We start from the raw sequence: 18,763 nt of genomic DNA, 5'->3' as shown, positions 1-18,763 counted from the left end.
TTAAAAGGTCTTTAATTCCTTACCTTCTCTTTTTGAAAAGAGATTATTGAGGTTCAGCAATATCAACAATCTATCCTCGAGTTTTCCTACTCCCTGTATATACTCAGAATTTATATCTGTCACCATAAATGGAGGCGGTTCTATGGTATCTGAAGGAAGGCGTAATACCTCAGATACTGAATCAACAATCAAGCCTACAATCTTTCCCTCAATATCCACTACTACTATACGGGTTTTTTTAGTATACTCTGCGATTTCTAAGTCAAACCTTTTTCTTAAATCTACGATAGGAATAACCTTGCCCCTTAGATTGATAACACCCTCTACAAAATCTGGAGATTTGGGAACTTTAGTAATCTCCATCATTCTGTTTATCTCCTGCACCTTCAATATATCTATGGCAAATTCCTCATTATCTAAACAAAAAGTGACTAATTGAAGAAGTTTTTCTTCAGCCTCTTTTTTTTCGACTGTTGCTGTTTTTTCCATATGTATTTTATGCAGTGAGGGTTATTATTTCGTGATCTCTTCTATGTGATTAAATTAATAAATTATTATCTCTGTTTCTTTATCGGTGTTTAAGAAAAATTCTTTAGTTAAAAATTAAAAATATACAAATGGATTTGAAGTGCGAAAAGGTTAAATTTTATGAGATATCAAATTTGAAGTTTTAAAAAGGCATATTTTTATTAATATTAAAAAATTAAACAAGAAATTATATATGCCGAAAGGAGCTAAAAATGGAAGAAAAAATTTATCAAACAGGGGACAGGGTTCTTGAAAGCGGAACATATGAATGTGATGTATGTGATGAAAGTTTAGGAAAGAAGATAACCGTATCATTAAGGAAAGGAGAATATTTCCCGAAGTGTTCAGCCTGTGGCGATATTGATATCTGACGTAAGATAACACATAAAGGTACAGAAATCTAAAAAAGGGAAAAGTTAGTTTAAAAATAGACAAAAAAGAGTAAAGAAAAGCAGTAGAGAAAGATTTGAAAAAGAACTTATAAAAGAGATTAAGCCAGAAAATAAAAAAGTTTTTGTATTTAAATAACTAATATGGATATTAAGGGAAGGGTGAAAAGAGATCTTGGTTTAAAGTGAGTTCCACGATTTCATCGCTTTTATGTATGCTTCTATCAGAGACCGTAAGTAATAATCTCCTTTATATTCCACAGCAGTATAGCATTCAACATTATCTTTCTGTTCACAGCGTATGACTTTACCAGTCATATCGCTTATGGGAACAAAGTTTGGCAGTAAAAGACCCAAATGAATTATCGAACCCTTAATATAGGGTTTGTCAGAACTAAATTTTATTCCTAAATGAGAGATATCACAGATTTTTCCTCTCTGCCCTTTTTGATTTAGCATCTTCTGTGAAAATAAATCAACAAGGGCTTTGTTCAAAGCTGTTCTTGGTGCTTGACGCCTATCTTTTTGATCTCTCTTTTTCATTTCAAAAATATTATTTAAAGATTAATAAAAATAAAAGAGAAAGAAGAAAAATTTAAGTTTATCAATTTAGAGAGGAAAACTATCTGGGACCCGTCCATTGATTATCCCACAACTTCATAATTCTTATATATTCTAATACTAAAGACTGTTGATAGTGATCTTCCTTAAATTCTACAGCAATATTGTACTCTTCACCTCTTTCCTGTTCACACCGGACTACTTTTCCAGAGACATTTATCAAAGAATTATAATTCGGTAACAAAAGACCGACATAAATCGTCGATTCTTTAGCATAGGACCTGTTAGAAATAAATTTTACTCCTAAAGTAGAAACGTCACAGATTCTTCCTCTATGTTTTGCTTGAAGTTTAATATCGGTATCATATACATCCATAACAGCAGAGTGTAAAACTATTCTTGGTGATCGACGTCTCTCTTTCTTTGCTACTGTTTTCATTGATAAAATAACCTCTAAATTTTTAAATTTTTTATCTTATCGGTAATCTTACTTAAAAACTTTAGTGATTCTAGAAAAAAAGTTTATAGGATTGATATGTCCCTTTTTTGCTTGTCCAAAAAAGTGACGAAAAAAGAACACCCCCTCGATTTTCTTAACGGGATTTGCCTTTGCTCGCTCGGCGAAACAGCAAACTCAGCCTTCGGCTTCAGACAGCTGCTTCTTTTTTCGCTTGCTCGCTTGTCAAATCCCTAAAAATCGAAAGGGGGAATTAAAAAATCCATACTTTCCTCATTCGCTGGAAAAATTCCTAAAAAGCAAAAGGGTGCAGGAAAAATTCCTGAAAAATCTGAAGGGGATTGGTGATATTTTTTATCACAAATTTATCACAATGCTTCAAATTCCAGAGAGGCTTTAAATTGAAAAGAAAAATCAGTTCGCGGGAACTTATTGATTTATTTGGCGGAAGCGTATGGGAGTCGAACCCACCACGAACTTTATTAGAGCTCGCCACTGGATTTGAAGTCCAGGAGGCACACCGGCACCTAGACGCTTCCTTTTAAGTATTGAAAGAATATACTCTCTTTTTTATAGTGTCAATACAAAACTCTTGTCATTGCCCGGATAAGGCTATCTACAGGGACATACCTGAAATTTGCTCCTTGCATTTTTCACTCTTTTTATATAACTTTTTATTTAAGATAGAGTGAGATGATTTGCTAATATAGAGATTTTTATATATAGTTAAATAAGTAATTTTAAAAATCAGGAGACCAGGAAAGAAAAAAATGAGATTTACCAAGATGCATGGGATTGGAAACAGCTACATCTATATTAACTGCTTTAATGAAGAGGTAAAAAACCCATCTGCTTTGGCCCGAGAAATAAGTGATAAGAATTTTGGTGTTGGTTCAGACGGTCTGGTCCTTATTATACCTTCAGATAAAGCCGATTTTAAGATGAGGATATTTAATGCTGACGGTAGTGAGGCCGAGATGTGTGGTAATGGAATCAGATGTCTTGGTAAGTACGTTTACGATCATAAAATGACAAATAAAGAGAAGATAACGGTAGAGACTCTTTCAGGAATAAAAACATTGGATTTATACATAGGGGATGGCAAGGTAGGCAAGGTAAGAGTGAATATGGGCTGCCCCACTCTGGAGAGGGGAGATATACCCATGAAAGGACAGGAGGGAAGAGTGATAAACGAAGAACTTGAAGTGGACGATAAAACCTTTAATATTACTTGCGTATCTATGGGTAACCCCCATTGTGTCATATATGTAGATGATGTTCGCTCTTTTCCTGTTGAAAAATACGGGCCTCTCATTGAGACCAGTACTCTATTTCCTAATAGAACAAATGTGGAGTTTGTCCAAATGATTAATTCGAAAGAGGTGGAGATAAAAACATGGGAAAGGGGTTCTGGAGAGACTCTGGCATGCGGAACGGGGGCTTCAGCTGTAACCGTTGCTGGCGTATTAAATCATAAGACCGAAAGAATTTTGTTGACCCATCTAAAAGGTGGAGACCTTGAGATTGAATGGAAAGAGGATAATAGCGTCTATATGAAAGGTCCAGCAAGAGAGATATTTACAGGTGAGTGGAATTTAGGCTAGACAAATAAATCGATCAAGGCCCCTAACATCTTATCCTCTGTTTTTAATGCAGCTATATTCGCTCCAACTATGGTTTTTGTAATAACATCACTCACAGCCTCTTCTGCCAGATTCACATTTGATAACTCTAGACTTCCTTGAATGATTTTACCAAAACCCCCACTATCAGGGATACCTGTTAGAGGTATTCCTGAATCAATGGTCTCTACGAAGAGATTGTCTCCTATTGGGGTTAGCCCCCCTGGATTTTGAAAATATGCCAATTCAATCTGACCGAGGTCCTGCCAGTTTCCGTTGATAAGTGCCCTTATGTTTCCTGATGTATCCATGCTTATTTTTTCTACATTGACCGGCACAGTGATTTCGGGATAGAGGGGCTTACCGCTGGTGGTTGCGATTCTTCCTTGATTATCTAGTTGGAAAGTTCCATCTCTGGTATAGGCTTTTCCATTATTGCCTAATGATATTTGAAAGAAGCCCTTGCCATCAATGGCTATATCCAAAGACTGGTTGGTGAGAATGAGGCTTCCCTGGCTATGCATCCGCTGGATCGAAGAGGTTATGACCCCACTATTAGACGGAGATGTGGCCAAAAGAGCCCTGCTTTTCTTAAAACCGCTGGTTGATATGTTCGCTCTGTTGTTCGCGGAAACATTATATCTATCTATAGCTGCATTTATACCTGATATAGCCGAACTATATAGAGGCATAGAAAATATCCTTTAGCGATACACATATCCAACAAAAAAAGCCTATCCTCCTTAAAGGATAGGCTTTGAAATCTCTTTTATCTCTCTTGGCAACCCTGCTGCCCTTTGCTGGGCCAGTGGCTTTGCGTCCTATCCTTTCGGAATAGTTTGCCCTTTCGGAAAAAAATCCGTATTAATAAAAGATAGTACCTTTTGAAATTTTGTCAAGACCTAAAGTGCTAAAAAAGTATTATTGTTTAAAACTTTAATCTGTCAAAATAACCTTTGAAATAGCATATTCATCACTATGGGTTATCGTTATAAGAAACCTCTTGCCCCCGATCCTTTCAGCGATCTCTTTTGTCTTTCCATAGATATTGATATGAGGTTTTCCAGAGGAATCATTTTCTACTTCAATCTCATTCCATGAAACTCCCTTGCGCCAGCCTGTTCCCATTGCCTTAAAAACCGCCTCCTTTGCAGCAAACCTTGCGGCATAATGTTGATACATGCTTTTTCGCTTCTCACAATATGAGATTTCTTTTTCTGTAAAAATCCTCTTTACAAATCTCTGGCCGTTTTTGAGAATGGCCTTTTTGATCCTTTCAACTTTAACAATATCAATACCTATGCCATAGACCATATAAGCATCCTCTGAAAGTTTTTTTAAGATAGTAAAATTTATTTAAAATAGCAAGATTTATTGTATTGATATGTTTATAAAAAATTATTTAGCTTGAAAAAGCAATATCTATTGACGATTCCCTCTCTCTATGTTAAATAAACCTAAGCTTATCTTTTTCAATATATAAGACTGTTTTAATAATGAAAAAAAAGCTAAAGGTAGCTGTCCTCTTTGGGGGGAGATCAGGCGAGCATCAGATATCCTTGATTTCTGCTGCATCTGTTATGGATGCAATGGACAGAAAAAAATATGAAATTATCCCCATAGGCATATCTCTTGATGGCAAATGGATTGTGTCTCAAGACCCCATGGCGATTCTTAAATCAAAAAGAAAATGGGTCAATAACACGACGGCCCTTCTCTCTCTTAATCCTCGTGAAAAAAGAATTTTTATTCTTAAAAGTCAAAAAGAAATTTTGAAAAAGGAATTAAAAATCGATGTTGTATTTCCCGTTTTGCACGGCACCTATGGAGAGGATGGGACGATTCAGGGTCTTCTTGAAATGGCGGATATTCCTTATGTAGGAGCAGGGGTTATGGCCTCAGCTATAGGCATGGATAAAGGGATTATGAAGTCTCTCTTCAAGCAAAAGGGACTTCCAACACCTGATTTTGCAATAATAAAAAGGGTCGATTGGAAAAAAGACGAGAGAAATGCCATTAAAGTAATTGAAGATAAAATAGGTTTTCCATCCTTTATCAAGCCAACGAATCTTGGTTCGAGTGTTGGCATCTCAAAGGCTACAAACAGAAAGAAGTTAAAAGAGGCCTTAAAGTCGGCCTTTTTATATGACAGAAAGGTTATCGTTGAAGAAGGAATATTCTGCAGAGAAGTCGAGTGTAGTGTATTGGGAAATGACGATCCTATAGCATCTGTCGTTGCAGAAATTATTCCTAAAAAGGAGTTTTATGATTATGAGGCTAAATATACCGACGGGATGACTGATATCGTTATACCTGCACCTCTTCCCAAAAGGGTCTCAGAAAAGGTAAGAAGATTATCCATAGAGGCTTATAAGGCAATAGACTGTGCAGGCATGGCAAGAGTCGATTTCTTTTTGGAAAAAACAAAGAATAAGCTTTATGTCAGTGAGGTCAATACGATTCCTGGATTTACTCAATTGAGTTGTTATCCAAAACTCTGGGAGGCCTCGGGGCTATCCTATAAGAAACTCATAGACAGGCTTATTGACCTTGCCTTAGAAAGATATAGAGATAAAAAGAAATCAAAAACCCGATTTTAACGACCCTTCATTACTTTAGTATCTCTAAATCACTAAAAAAATAGGAGATTTCAAAATCTGCTGATTCTTTTGAATCAGAGCCATGAATGGAATTTTTCTCGACATCAAGACCATATTCTCTTCTTATCGTACATATATCAGCCTTTTTTGGATCGGTTGCTCCCATAATCTCCCTTAACTGATCTATAGCTCCTTCCCGTTCCAATAGAAGGACAACTATCGGACCTGATGACATAAAATTTGTCAAGCCTTCAAAGAATGGTTTTTCCTTGTGGACATAATAAAATCCTTCTGCCTCCCTTTTTGTCAAGGAGCACATTTTCATAGCCTTTATCTTAAATTCATTAGCCTCGATAATGGATAAAATCTTTCCTGTGAGATTTCGCGATACTGCATCCGGTTTTATAATAGCCAGCGTTCTTTCCATTATTACCTCCTTTTCTCATTCTCAGTAGCCCCTTATTCTTGACATAATCATTTTTTAAACTGTAATATTAATACTTAATGATTCTTAAAATCAAGATGAAAGATTATAAAAAAAAATATATTGATATATCAGACTCAATGAATAAAGAGTCAGAAAACCCCTTAAAGGTTTCTTATATCTTTCAGGATAATACTGAGTCCAAGAAAAAAAATTGCCCAATCATCCTCATCCATGGCCTCTTTGCCTCAATATTTTCGTGGAGAAATAACGTTGATGTTTTATCTCGCCACAACCCAATTTATGCTCTTGATCTCAAAGGACATGGTAATTCTGACAAACCCAAGAATTCTGACTATTCACCAATGGCGCTGACCCTCTTTATAAGAGAATTTATGAATTATTTAGAAATTAAAAAGGCTGTCTTTGTAGGGAATTCATTGGGAGGGGGAATATCTCTCCTTATGGCCTTAAAATTTCCTTCTCTGGTATCTAAGCTTGTATTATTGGCCCCTGCTTGCTATAAACAAAGTCTCCCATCCTATATAAGAAAGTTAAAAAACCCACTGCTTAGGATTCCTTTTTATTTTTTTTCTTCAAAGTCTATTATCCAGCAGGTCCTTCCAAGGGTCTATTTTGATAACAGATTAATAACTGAGGAGGTTATAAATGGATATAGTGCTCCTTTAAATCTAAAAGGAACGAAGTCAGCATTCGTTGCTCTTGCAAAGGGACTAATTCCTTCGGATATAGATGATATTGAAAAACAGGTCCCCACCATCAAACATAAGACATTAATTATATGGGGAGAAGAGGATAGAATAATACCGCTTGCCCTTGCAAAGCGGCTTCATCAAGAAATATCTCACTCAACCCTCCATATCATCCCTCAATGCGGACATGCCCCTCAAGAAGAAAAACCAGAAATAGTCAACAGTCTCGTAACAGATTTTTTAAAAAAGGAGTCATAAGTTTTTATGATAAAAAAATTCCTTAAAGCTTCCTTTTTAATTTAATAGCCAAAGCAGCACCAAATATAACAATAGCTATACCAATATAATCTCCAAGCACATTTTCAGTACTTGCCATAAAAAATAGACCAAAGAGACCGATTAAAAGACCTGTCGTCCAATGCATCTTTCATCTCCAGTTTTTATTAAATGAGTTGTTACTAAACTACTAAATTCATTATCCTCTGTCAATCATTAGGTAGTAGAGTTTTTTAAATTAAATAAGAAAGATGACTTATAGCATTAAAAAATCAGCTTGAAATAAGAATAGTTTTCTAATATTTTATTCACATAGATAAAAATAATGGTTATAAAAAAGCAATTAAAGATTATGAATGAGGATTTAGAAATAACAAAAGCCGTTATACCTGCTGCAGGGCTGGGGAAAAGACTGCTCTCAATTTCAGACATGGTTCCAAAAGAGATGCTTCCCATAAATAATAAATGTATGATTGAATATTCAATAAAAGAGGCAATTCATTCAGGAATTCAAGATATCATTATCATCATCAATAAAAGAAAGAATATCTTGAGAGATTATCTTTTAGAGAGGTTTCGAGATCAATTTAAAAAAGAACCTTATTCAGCTCTTCAATTCATCTTTATTTATCAGGATGAACCAAGAGGTGTTGCAGATGCCTTTTACCTTGCAAAAGACTTTTTAAAAAACGAGCCTTTTGCCGTCTTAATACCTGATAATATAATCATTGGTAAGGTACCTGTAACTTTACAGCTCATCAATGAATTTAGAAGGTACAAAAAAGATCTTTTGGGAATCACAAGGATTGATAAGAGTAATGCCCATCTCTTTGGTAACTGTGGGAGAATCGAATTTAATATTCTTGAAGAAGGAGTATTAGAATTAACAAAGCTCCATGATAAAGGAGAAGGAACCTTTTCCCTTCAGGATGAAAATGAGACCCTAAGGGGTATTGCCAGATATATATGTACTTCGAGGCTATTTGAATGTATAGATAAGATTAAGGAGAAGGTTAATGGTGAGTTAGATGATGTCCCTGCCTTTCAAGAGATGATAGAGGATAGAAGTCTTTTGGGAGTTATTGTTGAAGGTAGTGTATTTGATACAGGACATCCTGCTGGCTACTTGGCAGCAGATGAGTATTTAAAGAGCAGTTCCCATTCTTTTAAAAAACAGGAATAATCATGGAGTTATATATCCTCGGTTCTGGAACATGTGTGCCGTATTTAAGGAGAAGTTCTCCTGGTATAGCCTTAAAGATTGAGGATAATATTGTATTGCTTGATAGTGGTTCAGGCACAATGAGGAGATTATTGGAGGCTGGTTTAGAATATCTCGAGATCGATTTTATGTTTTACACTCATTTCCATCCTGATCATACAGGAGATCTGATTCCCCTCCTCTTTGCAATGAAAAATACCCCAGAATTGCTTCGAGATAAAGACCTTGTCCTTGTCGGTCCAGAAGGGTTTAAAGAACTCTATAACAGTTTTATTTCTTTATATGGGAAATGGATTACCTCCCTATCATATAAGATTCTTATACATGAAGTATCGACCATTGAAAATTCTGAATTTACCTTTAAAAACTTTAAAGTTATGAGTACCCCTGTCCTCCATAGCAAAAATAGTGTAGCCTATCGTGTTGAATCAGAAGACGGAGAGGGAAAACAATCGTCTGTTGTCTTTTCAGGAGATACTGATTACTGCGAGAGCTTAATAAAAATTGCAAAAGATGTAGACATCTTAATTTTAGAATGTTCCTTTCCAGATGAAAAGAGAGTCAGCGGGCATCTTACCCCTTCCTTAGCTGGCCAGATAGCCAAGAGATCAAGTTGCAAAAAGCTTATTCTCACACATTTCTATCCTGTTTGTGATAGCCATGATATACTTAATCAGTGTAGATCGGTCTATCAGGGAGAAATTGTCTTAGCAGAAGACCTGATGCGATTTGTTTTGTAATTGTTTACAAGAGATGATCTCTTCTATTTTTAAACAAAATCCTTGTTGATGAGCCAAACTCATATTATATTATATTTTATAAAGTTCTTTAATTGATATTTTTTGAAAGGGATAGAAGATGGAAGAAAATGAGGCGAAATGTAAGAAGTGTGGAGAGATATATTATATCAATCCTAAATCCTTTGAGATGTTAAGGCAGGATGATATGGATGCAGATTTTTATTACCGCAGGGATCAGATTATAAGGTTTTGCCCTAAATGCAGGCCAAAGAATGAGGATATTGGTGACATAATATCCTCCGATTGATTTGAAGATATCTGTGAATCTTAAAAAAGTAAGAAAATAATTCGACATATATGAAAAAACCCCGAGAATACAGGGGTTTTTCTTTTTTTATGATAAATAAGATGAATTCTTTTAGAAATTAAAAAAAGGAGGTGGTATATGTGAAAAAGTACTTATTGCCTTATATGGAAGGCGCAGTCCTTGCTATTAGAATACCTCTGGGAGTTATCTTTTTTGCCCATGGCGCTCAAAAGGTTTTAGGAATTTTTGGTGGGAAGGGACTCAGCGGTACTATACAGGTCTTTAACGAGGCATTAGGCATTCCAGCCTTTTTAACAGTGATTGCAGCATTTACAGAATTCCTTGGAGGTATTGCAGTAATCTTTGGGTTTCTTACAGGCTTATCTTCCCTTGGCATTTCTATAGTTATGCTGGTAGCCATTTTTAAGATTCATATTCATGCAGGATTCTTTATGAACTGGTTTAATCTACCTGGAAAGGAACACGGTATTGAATGCAATCTTGCCCTTCTTGGAATGGCCCTGTTTCTTCTTTTCTATGGACCTGGAAAATATTCCTTGGATCAACTCATTACTAATAGACTTGAGGAATAATTGCTTTGGTAGAGATATTTTCAACGATCAGAGAGTTTTGATTTAAGTTTTTGATATCTTGATAAAGGAATAAAGGAAGGTTTAAAAAATTATTGAATAATTAAATATATTAAAAGATTATAAAGTAATCAGAGATTAATTCCCTTGTTTGAATTTTTCAATGCATTCTTTACTGCAGAAATAGTATTTCTGGCCTTTAATCTTCTTTTCTAATGCTTCCTTTTTAGGTATGTAGACACCACAATTGGGATCTTTAACCATTTCATCATCAATTTCTGTTCCACCATACCCTTTTTTTTGACTAGCCTTCGGTGGCGAGAAAAAACTTTTTACGAGATAGTAAAAAAGAATAATGAGGATAATTAATATTATATGTCTCATATGAAAGCCTTTTTCTATAATTTTTAAAGTAACATATAAAAATGCTTGGGTCAATTATTTCATTGATTTGCTTTATTAAACTTGATCTTTCACTTTATCTATTTTAAATTATAAAATTAATATCCCACTCCTCTTATAGTTTGAATAAATTATCCGTGGGTGATACTCATGTTAAAGATAACCGATATCAAGATATATCCCTTTGATACAGGAAATATAGGCGGACAGGTAAGAGGATATGCTGACGTTACTATAGAAGACGCCCTTTTACTTAAAGGATTTAAAATCATTGAAGCGGAAAAAGGCGGTCTTTTTGTAGGCTTTCCAAACCAAAAGACAAGGGACGGAAAATATAAAGATCTCGTCATTCCATTAAATAATGAGATAAAAGAGTATCTGAGAAAATCTATTATTGACAGATACAAAGAACTATATATGAAAAAGGAATAAGATAATCATTAATCAATCTGTAATTTACCTATAAGGCTATTAATATTATCTATGCCTTTTTCTAAACAATAGATCTTTATCCCTTCCAATATCTTTAGAGTAGATGTAGGATCGATAAAGTTTGCTGTTCCTATTTCTACAGCAGAGGCTCCAGCTATCATAAATTCTACGGCATCCGAGGCCTTCGTTATTCCTCCTATGCCAATGATGGGTATCTTGACCGAATGATATACCTCCCATACCATTCTTAGAGCCACAGGTTTAACCGCTGGGCCAGAAAGCCCTCCAGTAATATTGGCAAGGAGTGGCCTTAAGGAGTCGATATCAATAGCCATGCCCAAGAGGGTATTTATGAGGGATAGGGCATCTGCCCCGGCATCTTCTGCTGCCTTAGCAATAACGGTTATATCAGTTACATTAGGAGACAGTTTAATTATCAATGGCAAGGAGGTCTTTTTTCTTACTGCCTGAACGACTTTATATGTCTCTTTAGGATCAGTTCCAAATATCATTCCTCCCTTTTTCACATTAGGACAAGAGATGTTTACCTCAACTCCATGAATTCCGTCCACCCCCTCTACTTTTTCTGCAATCAGGCTATACTCTTCTTGAGTATGGCCATATATATTAACCACTATCTTGGTATCAAATCCCCTTAAAAAGGGGAGCTTTTCTTCTATGAAAGAATTGATTCCTATATTTTGTAATCCTATTGCATTGAGCATTCCTGCTGGGGTTTCAACAATTCGAGGAGGTGGATTCCCCAAGGTGGGTTTTAAAGACAAGCCTTTAACGACAATACCTCCTAACTTATTCAAATCAATATATTCATCATAGTCTTCTCCATATCCAAAGGTCCCTGAAGCAGTGAGTACTGGATTTTTGAGTTTCAAGCCAGCAATATTAACTGATAGCTTTATTTTTTTATCCTCTGAATTCATATTCGTTTCTTTTTATTCCCAGATAAGATCATTAACATCAAAGATAGGACCTTCTTTACAAACCCGGTCGTAAGAAAACATTTGAGTTTGGTTTGAATTTTTTTGAGAATGCCTTTCTGATCCTTCACTTTTTGTTTTAACGACACAACCTAAACATGAACCAATTCCACAAGCCATCTTTGCCTCCATAGAGACTTGACAGTTTAAGGAATTTTTTAAGGCTAAATCTGCAATGTTTTGTAACATCGCATCCGGACCACAGGCAAAAATAGAAATATCTTTAAAGAAGTTTTTGTCTTCTTTTTCGATGAGGTCTCTAAAAAGCCCTGTTGCCATACCTCTTTTTCCAAGGCTACCATCCTCTGTAGAAATTTCTATTTCAACCCCTAAGGAAAAAAATTCTTCTATACAGAGAATATCTTTTTCCCCTTTTCCACCTATGATGAGGTGAGTTTTCATATTTTCCTTTTTTAACTCCTCTGCCAAAAAATACATCGGTGCAATACCAATTCCTCCTGCAATAATAAGAGCCCTTTTTGTTGGAGGAGAAATGGTAAATCCATTTCCAAGGGGTCCAATAATATAAAGTTCCTCTTCTGGTTTCATTAAACTCATCAATTTGGTTCCCCTTCCCACTACTTGATATAATATCTCTATGGAATGATAGTTGCTTAAACCCTCTCTTTCAGATATGATTCTATGAATAGCAAATGCTCTGGGAAGAAGGGGATCAAAGCCCTCTTTTATCCTTAGCATAATAAATTGTCCTGCTTTTCCCTTGCTGGCAACCTCCGGGGAAAGAAGAATCATTTTATAATAGCCAGGAGACACTTCTTGATTCTTTAGAATTTTGGCTCTCATTATCAATATCCTTCTTAAGGGAGCAATCTCATTTAGAGTTTATAATAGACCAAAAATAAGATGTCAATAAAATGTTTAAAGGCGTGATTATTTATAGGGAGAAATTACGACAGGAAAAACTTCTATTTCTCTTGATTATTTTATACAGGATTTGTTTATATACACCATTTTTCGACTATTTATTATTCGCCAGTAACAGGCTCAGTTACAAGAGACATTTTTTAGGCGACAACTTTTTTCGATTCCCTGATTAATAGTATGTTTTAAAGCCTCTATTCTTACTGGTTTTAAAAGATAACCGTCTGCTCCACAGTGAATTGCTTTTACTGCAATATCTGGATTTCCATATCCTGTTATAACGATTACTATTGAATTTAAGGAACGTTGTTTTATTGTTTTTAAAAGTTCTAATCCAGTAATTCCAGGTAGCTTGATATCTGTCAAAATAAGATCAAAAGAGGCATTTTTTGTTAACTCTAATGCTTCCTCGGCATTTGAGACTGAAATTGCTTTATAGCCCAATCTATCGATAAGTCTACCAAGCGACTTTCTGAATAGTTCCTCATCTTCTACAATGAGTATTGTTGGTTTAATCTTCAACATAAGTTTTTCTTCCTTTTATTAAATTTATTAAAAACAAACTTTTATTATTGCTATTTTTATGCCATAGGAGAAAAGGAATAAAAAAAATAATAACTTATTATTTATCAATATGTTAAAAGATAGAAGGCTTTAAAAGAATTTCTGAGTTTATCTTTTTACAAAAGTTTTTGTGTACGCTTTCAAACAGATTTCTAATCTTTTGGAAAAACCTTTGATTTTTAATAGATAATTTAAGGTTTGAATTAACCCAGTGGTGTTATGAAATAGACTAGTTGAGATGGAGGGGGTAACTTTTTAAATCTAAGTTGTGACTCCAGTAGGATTTAATTTTCTTTTAAGCCTTTGTCTTGTGATACCTAATATCCTTGCGGCTTTACTTTTATTTCCGCCCGTCTTTTCCAATACCCTCTCTACATAATATTTCTCAATTTTATCTAAGGTTATCAGTTCATCATTCTCAAAAAAGTCTTCATTTTCTTTGACGGAACTTTTTATATCTAATGGAAGATCTTTTGCCTCTATGATCTCCTCGCTTTCTAAGAGGACCGTCTTCTCTATTATATTTTTTAACTCTCTCACATTCCCTTTCCATACATGATTCTGCAGTATCTTAGCAGCCTCTGGAGAAATCCCTCTTATATTTTTTCTAAATTCTTTGTTATATTCTTTTATAAAATCTTCTGCCAGCACCAGTATGTCTTCTTCTCTTTCTCTTAATGGAGGAATATAAAGGGGAATAACCTTGAGTCTGTAATACAGGTCTTCCCTAAAACGACCGTCATTAACTGAAACCTCTAAATCGTGATTCGTAGCTGCAATAACCCTGACATCTACAGAAATGGTCTTAGCGCTCCCAACCCTTTCGAATTGCCTTTCTTGGATTACCCTTAAGAGTTTGGACTGCAATCTTATGTTCACATCTCCTATTTCATCCAGAAATATCGTGCCACCATCTGCCATTTCAAATCTCCCAATTCTCAGTTTTATAGCCCCTGTGAAGGCTCCTTTTTCATGACCAAAGAATTCGCTTTCTAAAAGCTCCTTTGAAAGCGCAGTACAATTGACGATAACAAAAGGTTTATCTCTTCTTGAACTATGGTAATGAAACGCCTGTGCTAGTAGCTCCTTTCCTGTCCCGGTCTCTCCTTGGATCAGTATTATTGAGGCATTGCTGGCTGCCACCTTTTTGGCTCGATCGCATAACTCTTCCATTTTTTGACTTTTTCTAATAATCTTATCGAATCCATATCTTTCCCTTTTTGTTTCCTTAATGGCCTTGACCTCTCTCTTTAGCTTTAGATTCTCAAAGGCCTTATTTATGGTAAATTTTAACTCTTCAAGATTTATAGGCTTTCCAACATAATCATAAGCCCCTAATTTTACCGCTTCTACAGCTCCTTTTATTCCGCTATCGCCTGTAATCATAACGATAAGAGCCTCTTTATCTATCTTTTTTATCTCTTTTAATATTTCAAAACCATTCATATCAGGAAGTATTATGTCGAGGAGGACAAGATCTGGACATATATCTTCATACTGCCTTAGAGCCTCCTTTCCATTATCCACGGCAAAAACTTCATATCCCTGCTTGCTAAGTGCCTTACAGAGAGACTTTCTGATGAGCTCCTCATCATCCACTAAAAGAATAGTCTTTTTCATATTTTTAACCTTACTGTAAAAGTGGTCCCTTTTCCCTGTTTGCTCTCTACCTCTATTTCTCCCTTATGGTCTTTTATAATTTTATAACTCACTGATAAACCGAGACCTGTTCCTTTTTTTTTGGTCTTCGTACTAAAAAAGGGATCGAATATCTTATTGAGATTTTCCTTGGATATTCCTATGCCTGAATCTATAAATTTTATCTCTATCCATTCTTCGCTTCTATTGGTTGATATCTTGAGCCTTCCACCATTTGCCATAGATTCAATGGCATTTAACATAAGATTAAGAAATACCTGTTGTATTCTGTTGGGGTCTATTTTTATTTTAGGTAATGTTCTATCAAAATCTTCAACAATCTCAATATTATGTCTTTTGGCATCCTTTTTTAGAAAAGAAAAGGCCGTATTTAATATATCGTGGATATCAACAGAGTTAAATTGTAAAGGCTGTGGTTTTGAAAATGAAAGCATTTCATTCATTAATTTTTCAATCCTGTGAATCTCTTGAGTGATATCCTGCATATCCATCTTTCTCTGGTCATCTTGGTCGAATTCTTCTTCTAACAGTTGTGCTGTTGTAAGGATGCCAGATAATGGATTTCGAATCTCATGGGCTATTGTTGTGGCCAAATGTCCTATTAAAGACATTTTTTCTGCTTGTTGTATCTGTCTTTCCAGTTTTTTTTGTTCTGTTATAAACTTTGCATATTCAATAACAAACTCAAGTTCGCCGTCTGAATTAAACATGGGATAGGTCCATAATTGAAGAATTTCATTGCCAAAAGTAAATTCTAAGAACTGTGGCTTTTTTGAATCAAAGGTCTTCAATGAGGGGCATTCTTGACAAATATCTTCTTTTTTATAGCAGGAGGAGTAGCACTTTTTACCTATGATATCCCGAGGAGTTGTATTGCAAAATTCTGCCAGCTTATAATTTGCCATGGTAATCTCAAAATCCCTATTAACAACCAGGATCATGTCTGAAATACTATCAAAAAGGGCCTGTAATTTATTTTTACTGTTTTTTATCTCTTTCGACTTTAACCTTGTATCTTTATAGAGATCTGCAATCGTAATAACATGTCCGAAAAAATTTGATAAAATTCCAAGCAGTTTTTCATATCCTGGATCTAAACCTTTTTCATTTCCATTGACAAACCCTATTGCTCCAACCGCCTTTTTATTAGAAATAATCGGTTCTAGCAGGATAGAAGAGAGATCATTTTTTGATAGAAGCTTTTTAAAGTGTTTTATTTCTTCATGTTGTGTAATAAATGTCGATTCTTCTTTTTTAAATACTTTATTTATCATTCCCTCTACCTTCAGAAATTCACTGTTCGCTTCCAATTCTAATTTCCCATCTTCTCTATAAATTTTTAATCCAGGCCTACCTTTACTTTTTAAAGCAATGATGTAGTCTTTAAAATCAAGCTCCTCTTTGCATATCTTAATGGCTGATTTACAGATCTCGCTAACATCAAAGGTATTATTTAATATATCCCCAATACGGTTAAAGGCTGAGAAGCAATATATATAACTCTCATAAGAGAAAAATGAATCTCCAAAAATATTAATATACATATCTTTTTCTTTTTCACTTTTTTCAAGGATGTCAATGAGCATGTTTAATCTCTTTCCATATTCGCTCTGTTTTTTAGAAAGACCTTCCAGATCTACCCTGACAGAAAGATCACCCTGTAATACTTTATCAAAAGTGTAAACAAGAGTATCCTTCTTTTCCTGTTCTCTTATGCTTAAAGACATGAGAAAACCTTTATTTGTTTTTTCTATAACTTTAATGATTATAAAAATATATCGGACACTTACTTTAAATACTTTAAACACTTTTCCATAAAATCTTTCCTAAGAAGGATTTCTTAATTTCTTATTTTTCAAAAGAAGTAAAAAATTTTTTTAAAGAGTTGATTTCTAGAGAAAATGAGCCGATAAATATTATTATTTATAATTTTTATTTTGAGCTTTGAGGATTGAACAAAAAATATCCTAGAGTTAATAACATACTTTTTTAGACAAAAATCTGATTTTGGTTTAAAATAAAAATCAAAGATCCAAGAAGTTGCGAGTGAGATTAACTTTGATTGAAGCAGACAGATCAAAAGAGGAGATAGTAAAGATTGGTTAACTCCCCATTCTCTAAAAGCAAATCCATGACACATACCGAAAATAAATCATTAAGATTTTTCCCAGTAAAGGTTTTTGCGGCTGCTTTGGTTCTTACCATAGCTGTGTTTGCAGGGTTAGGCTGGCACGTTTGGAACTCTTACAGGAACTTTGAGATAATTAAGTTAACAGACTTCCGACTCCAGGAATTAAGCGGTATCATTACGCATCTTGACGAAGTCTTGACCATGTCAGCACGCATGGCAGCATCCACAGGCGACCTATGGTGGGAAGAGCGCTATTTAGTCTTCGAGCCAAAGTTAGACGCAGCTATCAAGGAGGCAATGAAACTGGAACCGAAGATCTTCATGAGTGAAGCCGCGGCCCAGACAAATACTGCTAACCTTAAACTGGTCGCAATAGAAAAACAAGCCTTTGATTTAGTGCGCCAGGGCCATCCTGAAAAAGCTGCATTCCTTCTATTTGGTGATGAGTATGAAAATCAGAAACGGATTTACTCCGAAGGAATAAAGAATGTCACCGTGGCTTTACAAGAGCGTGCAAAATCGAACCTTCACAGGCAACGTCGGCAGGCATTCTTGGCTGTTTTATCTATCGTGATTACTATCCCCATCCTATTGTTTGTCTGGTTTTTTGCCCTTCGATCAATGAGAAGGCACGTCATCGGACGTAAGCGAGCAGAAGAGGCACTGAAGAAAAGCGAGGAAGAATACCGCAAACTGGTTGAAACAATGAATGAAGGTTTAGGGATAGCTGACAAGAATTATATCTTGACTTATGTAAACAGTAAGTTCAGTGACATGTTGGGTTACTCAAAGCATGAGATGTTAGGGCATCACTTGTTAGAATTTATAGCTGAGGATTATCAGGCCTTAATGAAGGAACAGATTGCTGAGAGAAAAAAAGGCGATGCCGCTCCCTTTGAACTTGTTTGGAGAAGTAAATATGGCCGTCGTGTTCATACACTTGCATCCCCAAAAGGGATATTCGATTCAAAAGGCCACTTTAAGGGGAGCTTCGGTGTGCTCACAGATATTACAGAATTCAAAAAAGCAGAAGAGGAGTTAAAGAAAAAGGCAGGGCAGTTAAAGACCCTTTTTGAAGTAGATAAAAAGATTGCCTCTATTGTCTCAAGAGAAGAACTTCTCCCATGGATAGCAAAGCAGGCGGCTCGACTTCTTGAGGCTGATGAGTGTGTTTACCGGATAAGAGAGGGGGATTATCTTCTTAGGGGTGGCGGTACCAAAGAGGGTATGGAGTTAATGAAAACCGAGAAGTTAAAGATAGGGGAG

Annotated in this window: 23 protein-coding genes, 1 tRNA gene and 1 riboswitch; of the genes, 10 read left to right on the top strand and 14 right to left on the bottom strand. The window is 35.3% G+C overall.

Features of this window, described 5'->3' with window-relative positions:
• On the bottom strand, positions 1-489 hold the full coding sequence (locus VMW81_07975) for a chemotaxis protein CheW (GenBank protein HUU50880.1): 489 nt from the start codon (positions 487-489) through the stop codon (positions 1-3).
• Between the two features lie 251 nt (positions 490-740).
• Between VMW81_07975 and VMW81_07970 the strand changes: the two genes are divergently transcribed.
• The gene (locus VMW81_07970) at positions 741-899 is read left to right on the top strand and encodes a hypothetical protein (GenBank protein HUU50879.1); all 159 of its coding nucleotides are present in this window, start codon (positions 741-743) and stop codon (positions 897-899) included.
• A gap of 198 nt (positions 900-1,097) precedes the next feature.
• Here VMW81_07970 and VMW81_07965 read toward each other — a convergent pair whose 3' ends face one another.
• The 3 genes from VMW81_07965 to VMW81_07955 all read right to left on the bottom strand — a co-directional run bounded on the left by VMW81_07965 (position 1,098) and on the right by VMW81_07955 (position 2,474).
• Positions 1,098-1,460, bottom strand: coding sequence for a PilZ domain-containing protein (locus VMW81_07965; protein HUU50878.1), 363 nt, complete (start codon positions 1,458-1,460; stop codon positions 1,098-1,100).
• Positions 1,461-1,539: 79 nt separating this feature from the next.
• Complete coding sequence (locus VMW81_07960; protein HUU50877.1) at positions 1,540-1,917, bottom strand: PilZ domain-containing protein; 378 nt, start codon at positions 1,915-1,917, stop codon at positions 1,540-1,542.
• Positions 1,918-2,377: 460 nt separating this feature from the next.
• A tRNA-Sec gene (locus VMW81_07955) sits at positions 2,378-2,474 on the bottom strand.
• A 231-nt stretch (positions 2,475-2,705) separates the two neighbouring features.
• Between VMW81_07955 and dapF the strand changes: the two genes are divergently transcribed.
• Positions 2,706-3,539, top strand: coding sequence for a diaminopimelate epimerase (gene dapF, locus VMW81_07950; GenBank protein HUU50876.1), 834 nt, complete (start codon positions 2,706-2,708; stop codon positions 3,537-3,539).
• Here the strand turns inward: dapF and VMW81_07945 are convergent.
• Both VMW81_07945 and acpS read right to left on the bottom strand, forming a co-directional pair.
• The gene (locus tag VMW81_07945) at positions 3,536-4,249 is read right to left on the bottom strand and encodes a flagellar hook-basal body complex protein (GenBank protein HUU50875.1); all 714 of its coding nucleotides are present in this window, start codon (positions 4,247-4,249) and stop codon (positions 3,536-3,538) included. The two genes, dapF and VMW81_07945, sit on opposite strands and share 4 nt — an antisense overlap.
• Before the next feature lie 85 nt (positions 4,250-4,334).
• A riboswitch (cyclic di-GMP riboswitch) is annotated at positions 4,335-4,411 on the bottom strand.
• A gap of 82 nt (positions 4,412-4,493) precedes the next feature.
• The gene (acpS, locus tag VMW81_07940) at positions 4,494-4,871 is read right to left on the bottom strand and encodes a holo-ACP synthase (protein HUU50874.1); all 378 of its coding nucleotides are present in this window, start codon (positions 4,869-4,871) and stop codon (positions 4,494-4,496) included.
• A gap of 182 nt (positions 4,872-5,053) precedes the next feature.
• Between acpS and VMW81_07935 the strand changes: the two genes are divergently transcribed.
• Positions 5,054-6,157, top strand: a complete 1,104-nt coding sequence (locus VMW81_07935) for a D-alanine--D-alanine ligase (protein HUU50873.1) — start codon at positions 5,054-5,056, stop codon at positions 6,155-6,157.
• A 10-nt stretch (positions 6,158-6,167) separates the two neighbouring features.
• On the opposite strand, the gene ndk is transcribed toward VMW81_07935, so the two are convergent.
• Positions 6,168-6,584, bottom strand: a complete 417-nt coding sequence (gene ndk, locus VMW81_07930) for a nucleoside-diphosphate kinase (protein ID HUU50872.1) — start codon at positions 6,582-6,584, stop codon at positions 6,168-6,170.
• A 95-nt stretch (positions 6,585-6,679) separates the two neighbouring features.
• Between ndk and VMW81_07925 the strand changes: the two genes are divergently transcribed.
• Positions 6,680-7,552 (top strand): alpha/beta hydrolase, encoded by an 873-nt coding sequence (locus VMW81_07925; protein ID HUU50871.1) that lies wholly within the window; start codon positions 6,680-6,682, stop codon positions 7,550-7,552.
• Between the two features lie 22 nt (positions 7,553-7,574).
• Here VMW81_07925 and VMW81_07920 read toward each other — a convergent pair whose 3' ends face one another.
• Positions 7,575-7,718 (bottom strand): hypothetical protein, encoded by a 144-nt coding sequence (locus VMW81_07920; protein HUU50870.1) that lies wholly within the window; start codon positions 7,716-7,718, stop codon positions 7,575-7,577.
• A gap of 177 nt (positions 7,719-7,895) precedes the next feature.
• Here VMW81_07920 and VMW81_07915 point away from each other — a divergent pair, with 177 nt between their 5' ends.
• From VMW81_07915 to VMW81_07900, 4 genes are all read left to right on the top strand, one after another.
• The gene (locus tag VMW81_07915) at positions 7,896-8,753 is read left to right on the top strand and encodes a sugar phosphate nucleotidyltransferase (protein ID HUU50869.1); all 858 of its coding nucleotides are present in this window, start codon (positions 7,896-7,898) and stop codon (positions 8,751-8,753) included.
• Positions 8,754-8,755: 2 nt separating this feature from the next.
• Positions 8,756-9,532, top strand: coding sequence for an MBL fold metallo-hydrolase (locus VMW81_07910; protein HUU50868.1), 777 nt, complete (start codon positions 8,756-8,758; stop codon positions 9,530-9,532).
• Positions 9,533-9,650: 118 nt separating this feature from the next.
• Positions 9,651-9,839, top strand: coding sequence for a hypothetical protein (locus VMW81_07905; protein ID HUU50867.1), 189 nt, complete (start codon positions 9,651-9,653; stop codon positions 9,837-9,839).
• Positions 9,840-9,979: 140 nt separating this feature from the next.
• A complete protein-coding gene (locus VMW81_07900; GenBank protein ID HUU50866.1) occupies positions 9,980-10,432 on the top strand; it encodes a DoxX family protein in 453 nt (150 codons plus the stop codon).
• Between the two features lie 135 nt (positions 10,433-10,567).
• Here the strand turns inward: VMW81_07900 and VMW81_07895 are convergent, their stop codons facing one another.
• Positions 10,568-10,813, bottom strand: a complete 246-nt coding sequence (locus tag VMW81_07895) for a PP0621 family protein (GenBank protein HUU50865.1) — start codon at positions 10,811-10,813, stop codon at positions 10,568-10,570.
• A 168-nt stretch (positions 10,814-10,981) separates the two neighbouring features.
• On the opposite strand from VMW81_07895, the gene VMW81_07890 reads away from it, so the two are divergent.
• The gene (locus VMW81_07890) at positions 10,982-11,263 is read left to right on the top strand and encodes a SpoVG family protein (GenBank protein HUU50864.1); all 282 of its coding nucleotides are present in this window, start codon (positions 10,982-10,984) and stop codon (positions 11,261-11,263) included.
• 8 nt (positions 11,264-11,271) lie between these two features.
• On the opposite strand, the gene VMW81_07885 is transcribed toward VMW81_07890, so the two are convergent.
• The 5 genes from VMW81_07885 to VMW81_07865 all read right to left on the bottom strand — a co-directional run bounded on the left by VMW81_07885 (position 11,272) and on the right by VMW81_07865 (position 17,093).
• The gene (locus VMW81_07885) at positions 11,272-12,204 is read right to left on the bottom strand and encodes a dihydroorotate dehydrogenase (protein HUU50863.1); all 933 of its coding nucleotides are present in this window, start codon (positions 12,202-12,204) and stop codon (positions 11,272-11,274) included.
• A gap of 12 nt (positions 12,205-12,216) precedes the next feature.
• Positions 12,217-13,065: a dihydroorotate dehydrogenase electron transfer subunit gene (locus tag VMW81_07880; protein HUU50862.1), complete on the bottom strand. Its 849-nt coding sequence runs from the start codon at positions 13,063-13,065 to the stop codon at positions 12,217-12,219.
• Between the two features lie 201 nt (positions 13,066-13,266).
• Positions 13,267-13,668: a response regulator gene (locus VMW81_07875; GenBank protein ID HUU50861.1), complete on the bottom strand. Its 402-nt coding sequence runs from the start codon at positions 13,666-13,668 to the stop codon at positions 13,267-13,269.
• A 300-nt stretch (positions 13,669-13,968) separates the two neighbouring features.
• Complete coding sequence (locus VMW81_07870) at positions 13,969-15,327, bottom strand: sigma-54 dependent transcriptional regulator (GenBank protein HUU50860.1); 1,359 nt, start codon at positions 15,325-15,327, stop codon at positions 13,969-13,971.
• Positions 15,324-17,093, bottom strand: a complete 1,770-nt coding sequence (locus VMW81_07865; GenBank protein HUU50859.1) for an ATP-binding protein — start codon at positions 17,091-17,093, stop codon at positions 15,324-15,326. The genes VMW81_07870 and VMW81_07865 overlap by 4 nt, the downstream gene beginning before the upstream one ends.
• Positions 17,094-17,497: 404 nt before the next feature.
• Between VMW81_07865 and VMW81_07860 the strand changes: the two genes are divergently transcribed.
• Positions 17,498-18,763: PAS domain S-box protein (locus VMW81_07860; protein ID HUU50858.1), on the top strand; the 1,266-nt coding region annotated here is incomplete at its 3' end.

The sequence above is a fragment of the Nitrospinota bacterium genome (assembly GCA_035528715.1).
Classification (GTDB): Bacteria; JADFOP01; JADFOP01; order DATKYB01; family DATKYB01; genus DATKYB01.
The sequence above is the reverse complement of the archived record's forward strand: the minus strand, read 5'-3'. Positions and strand labels throughout refer to the sequence as shown.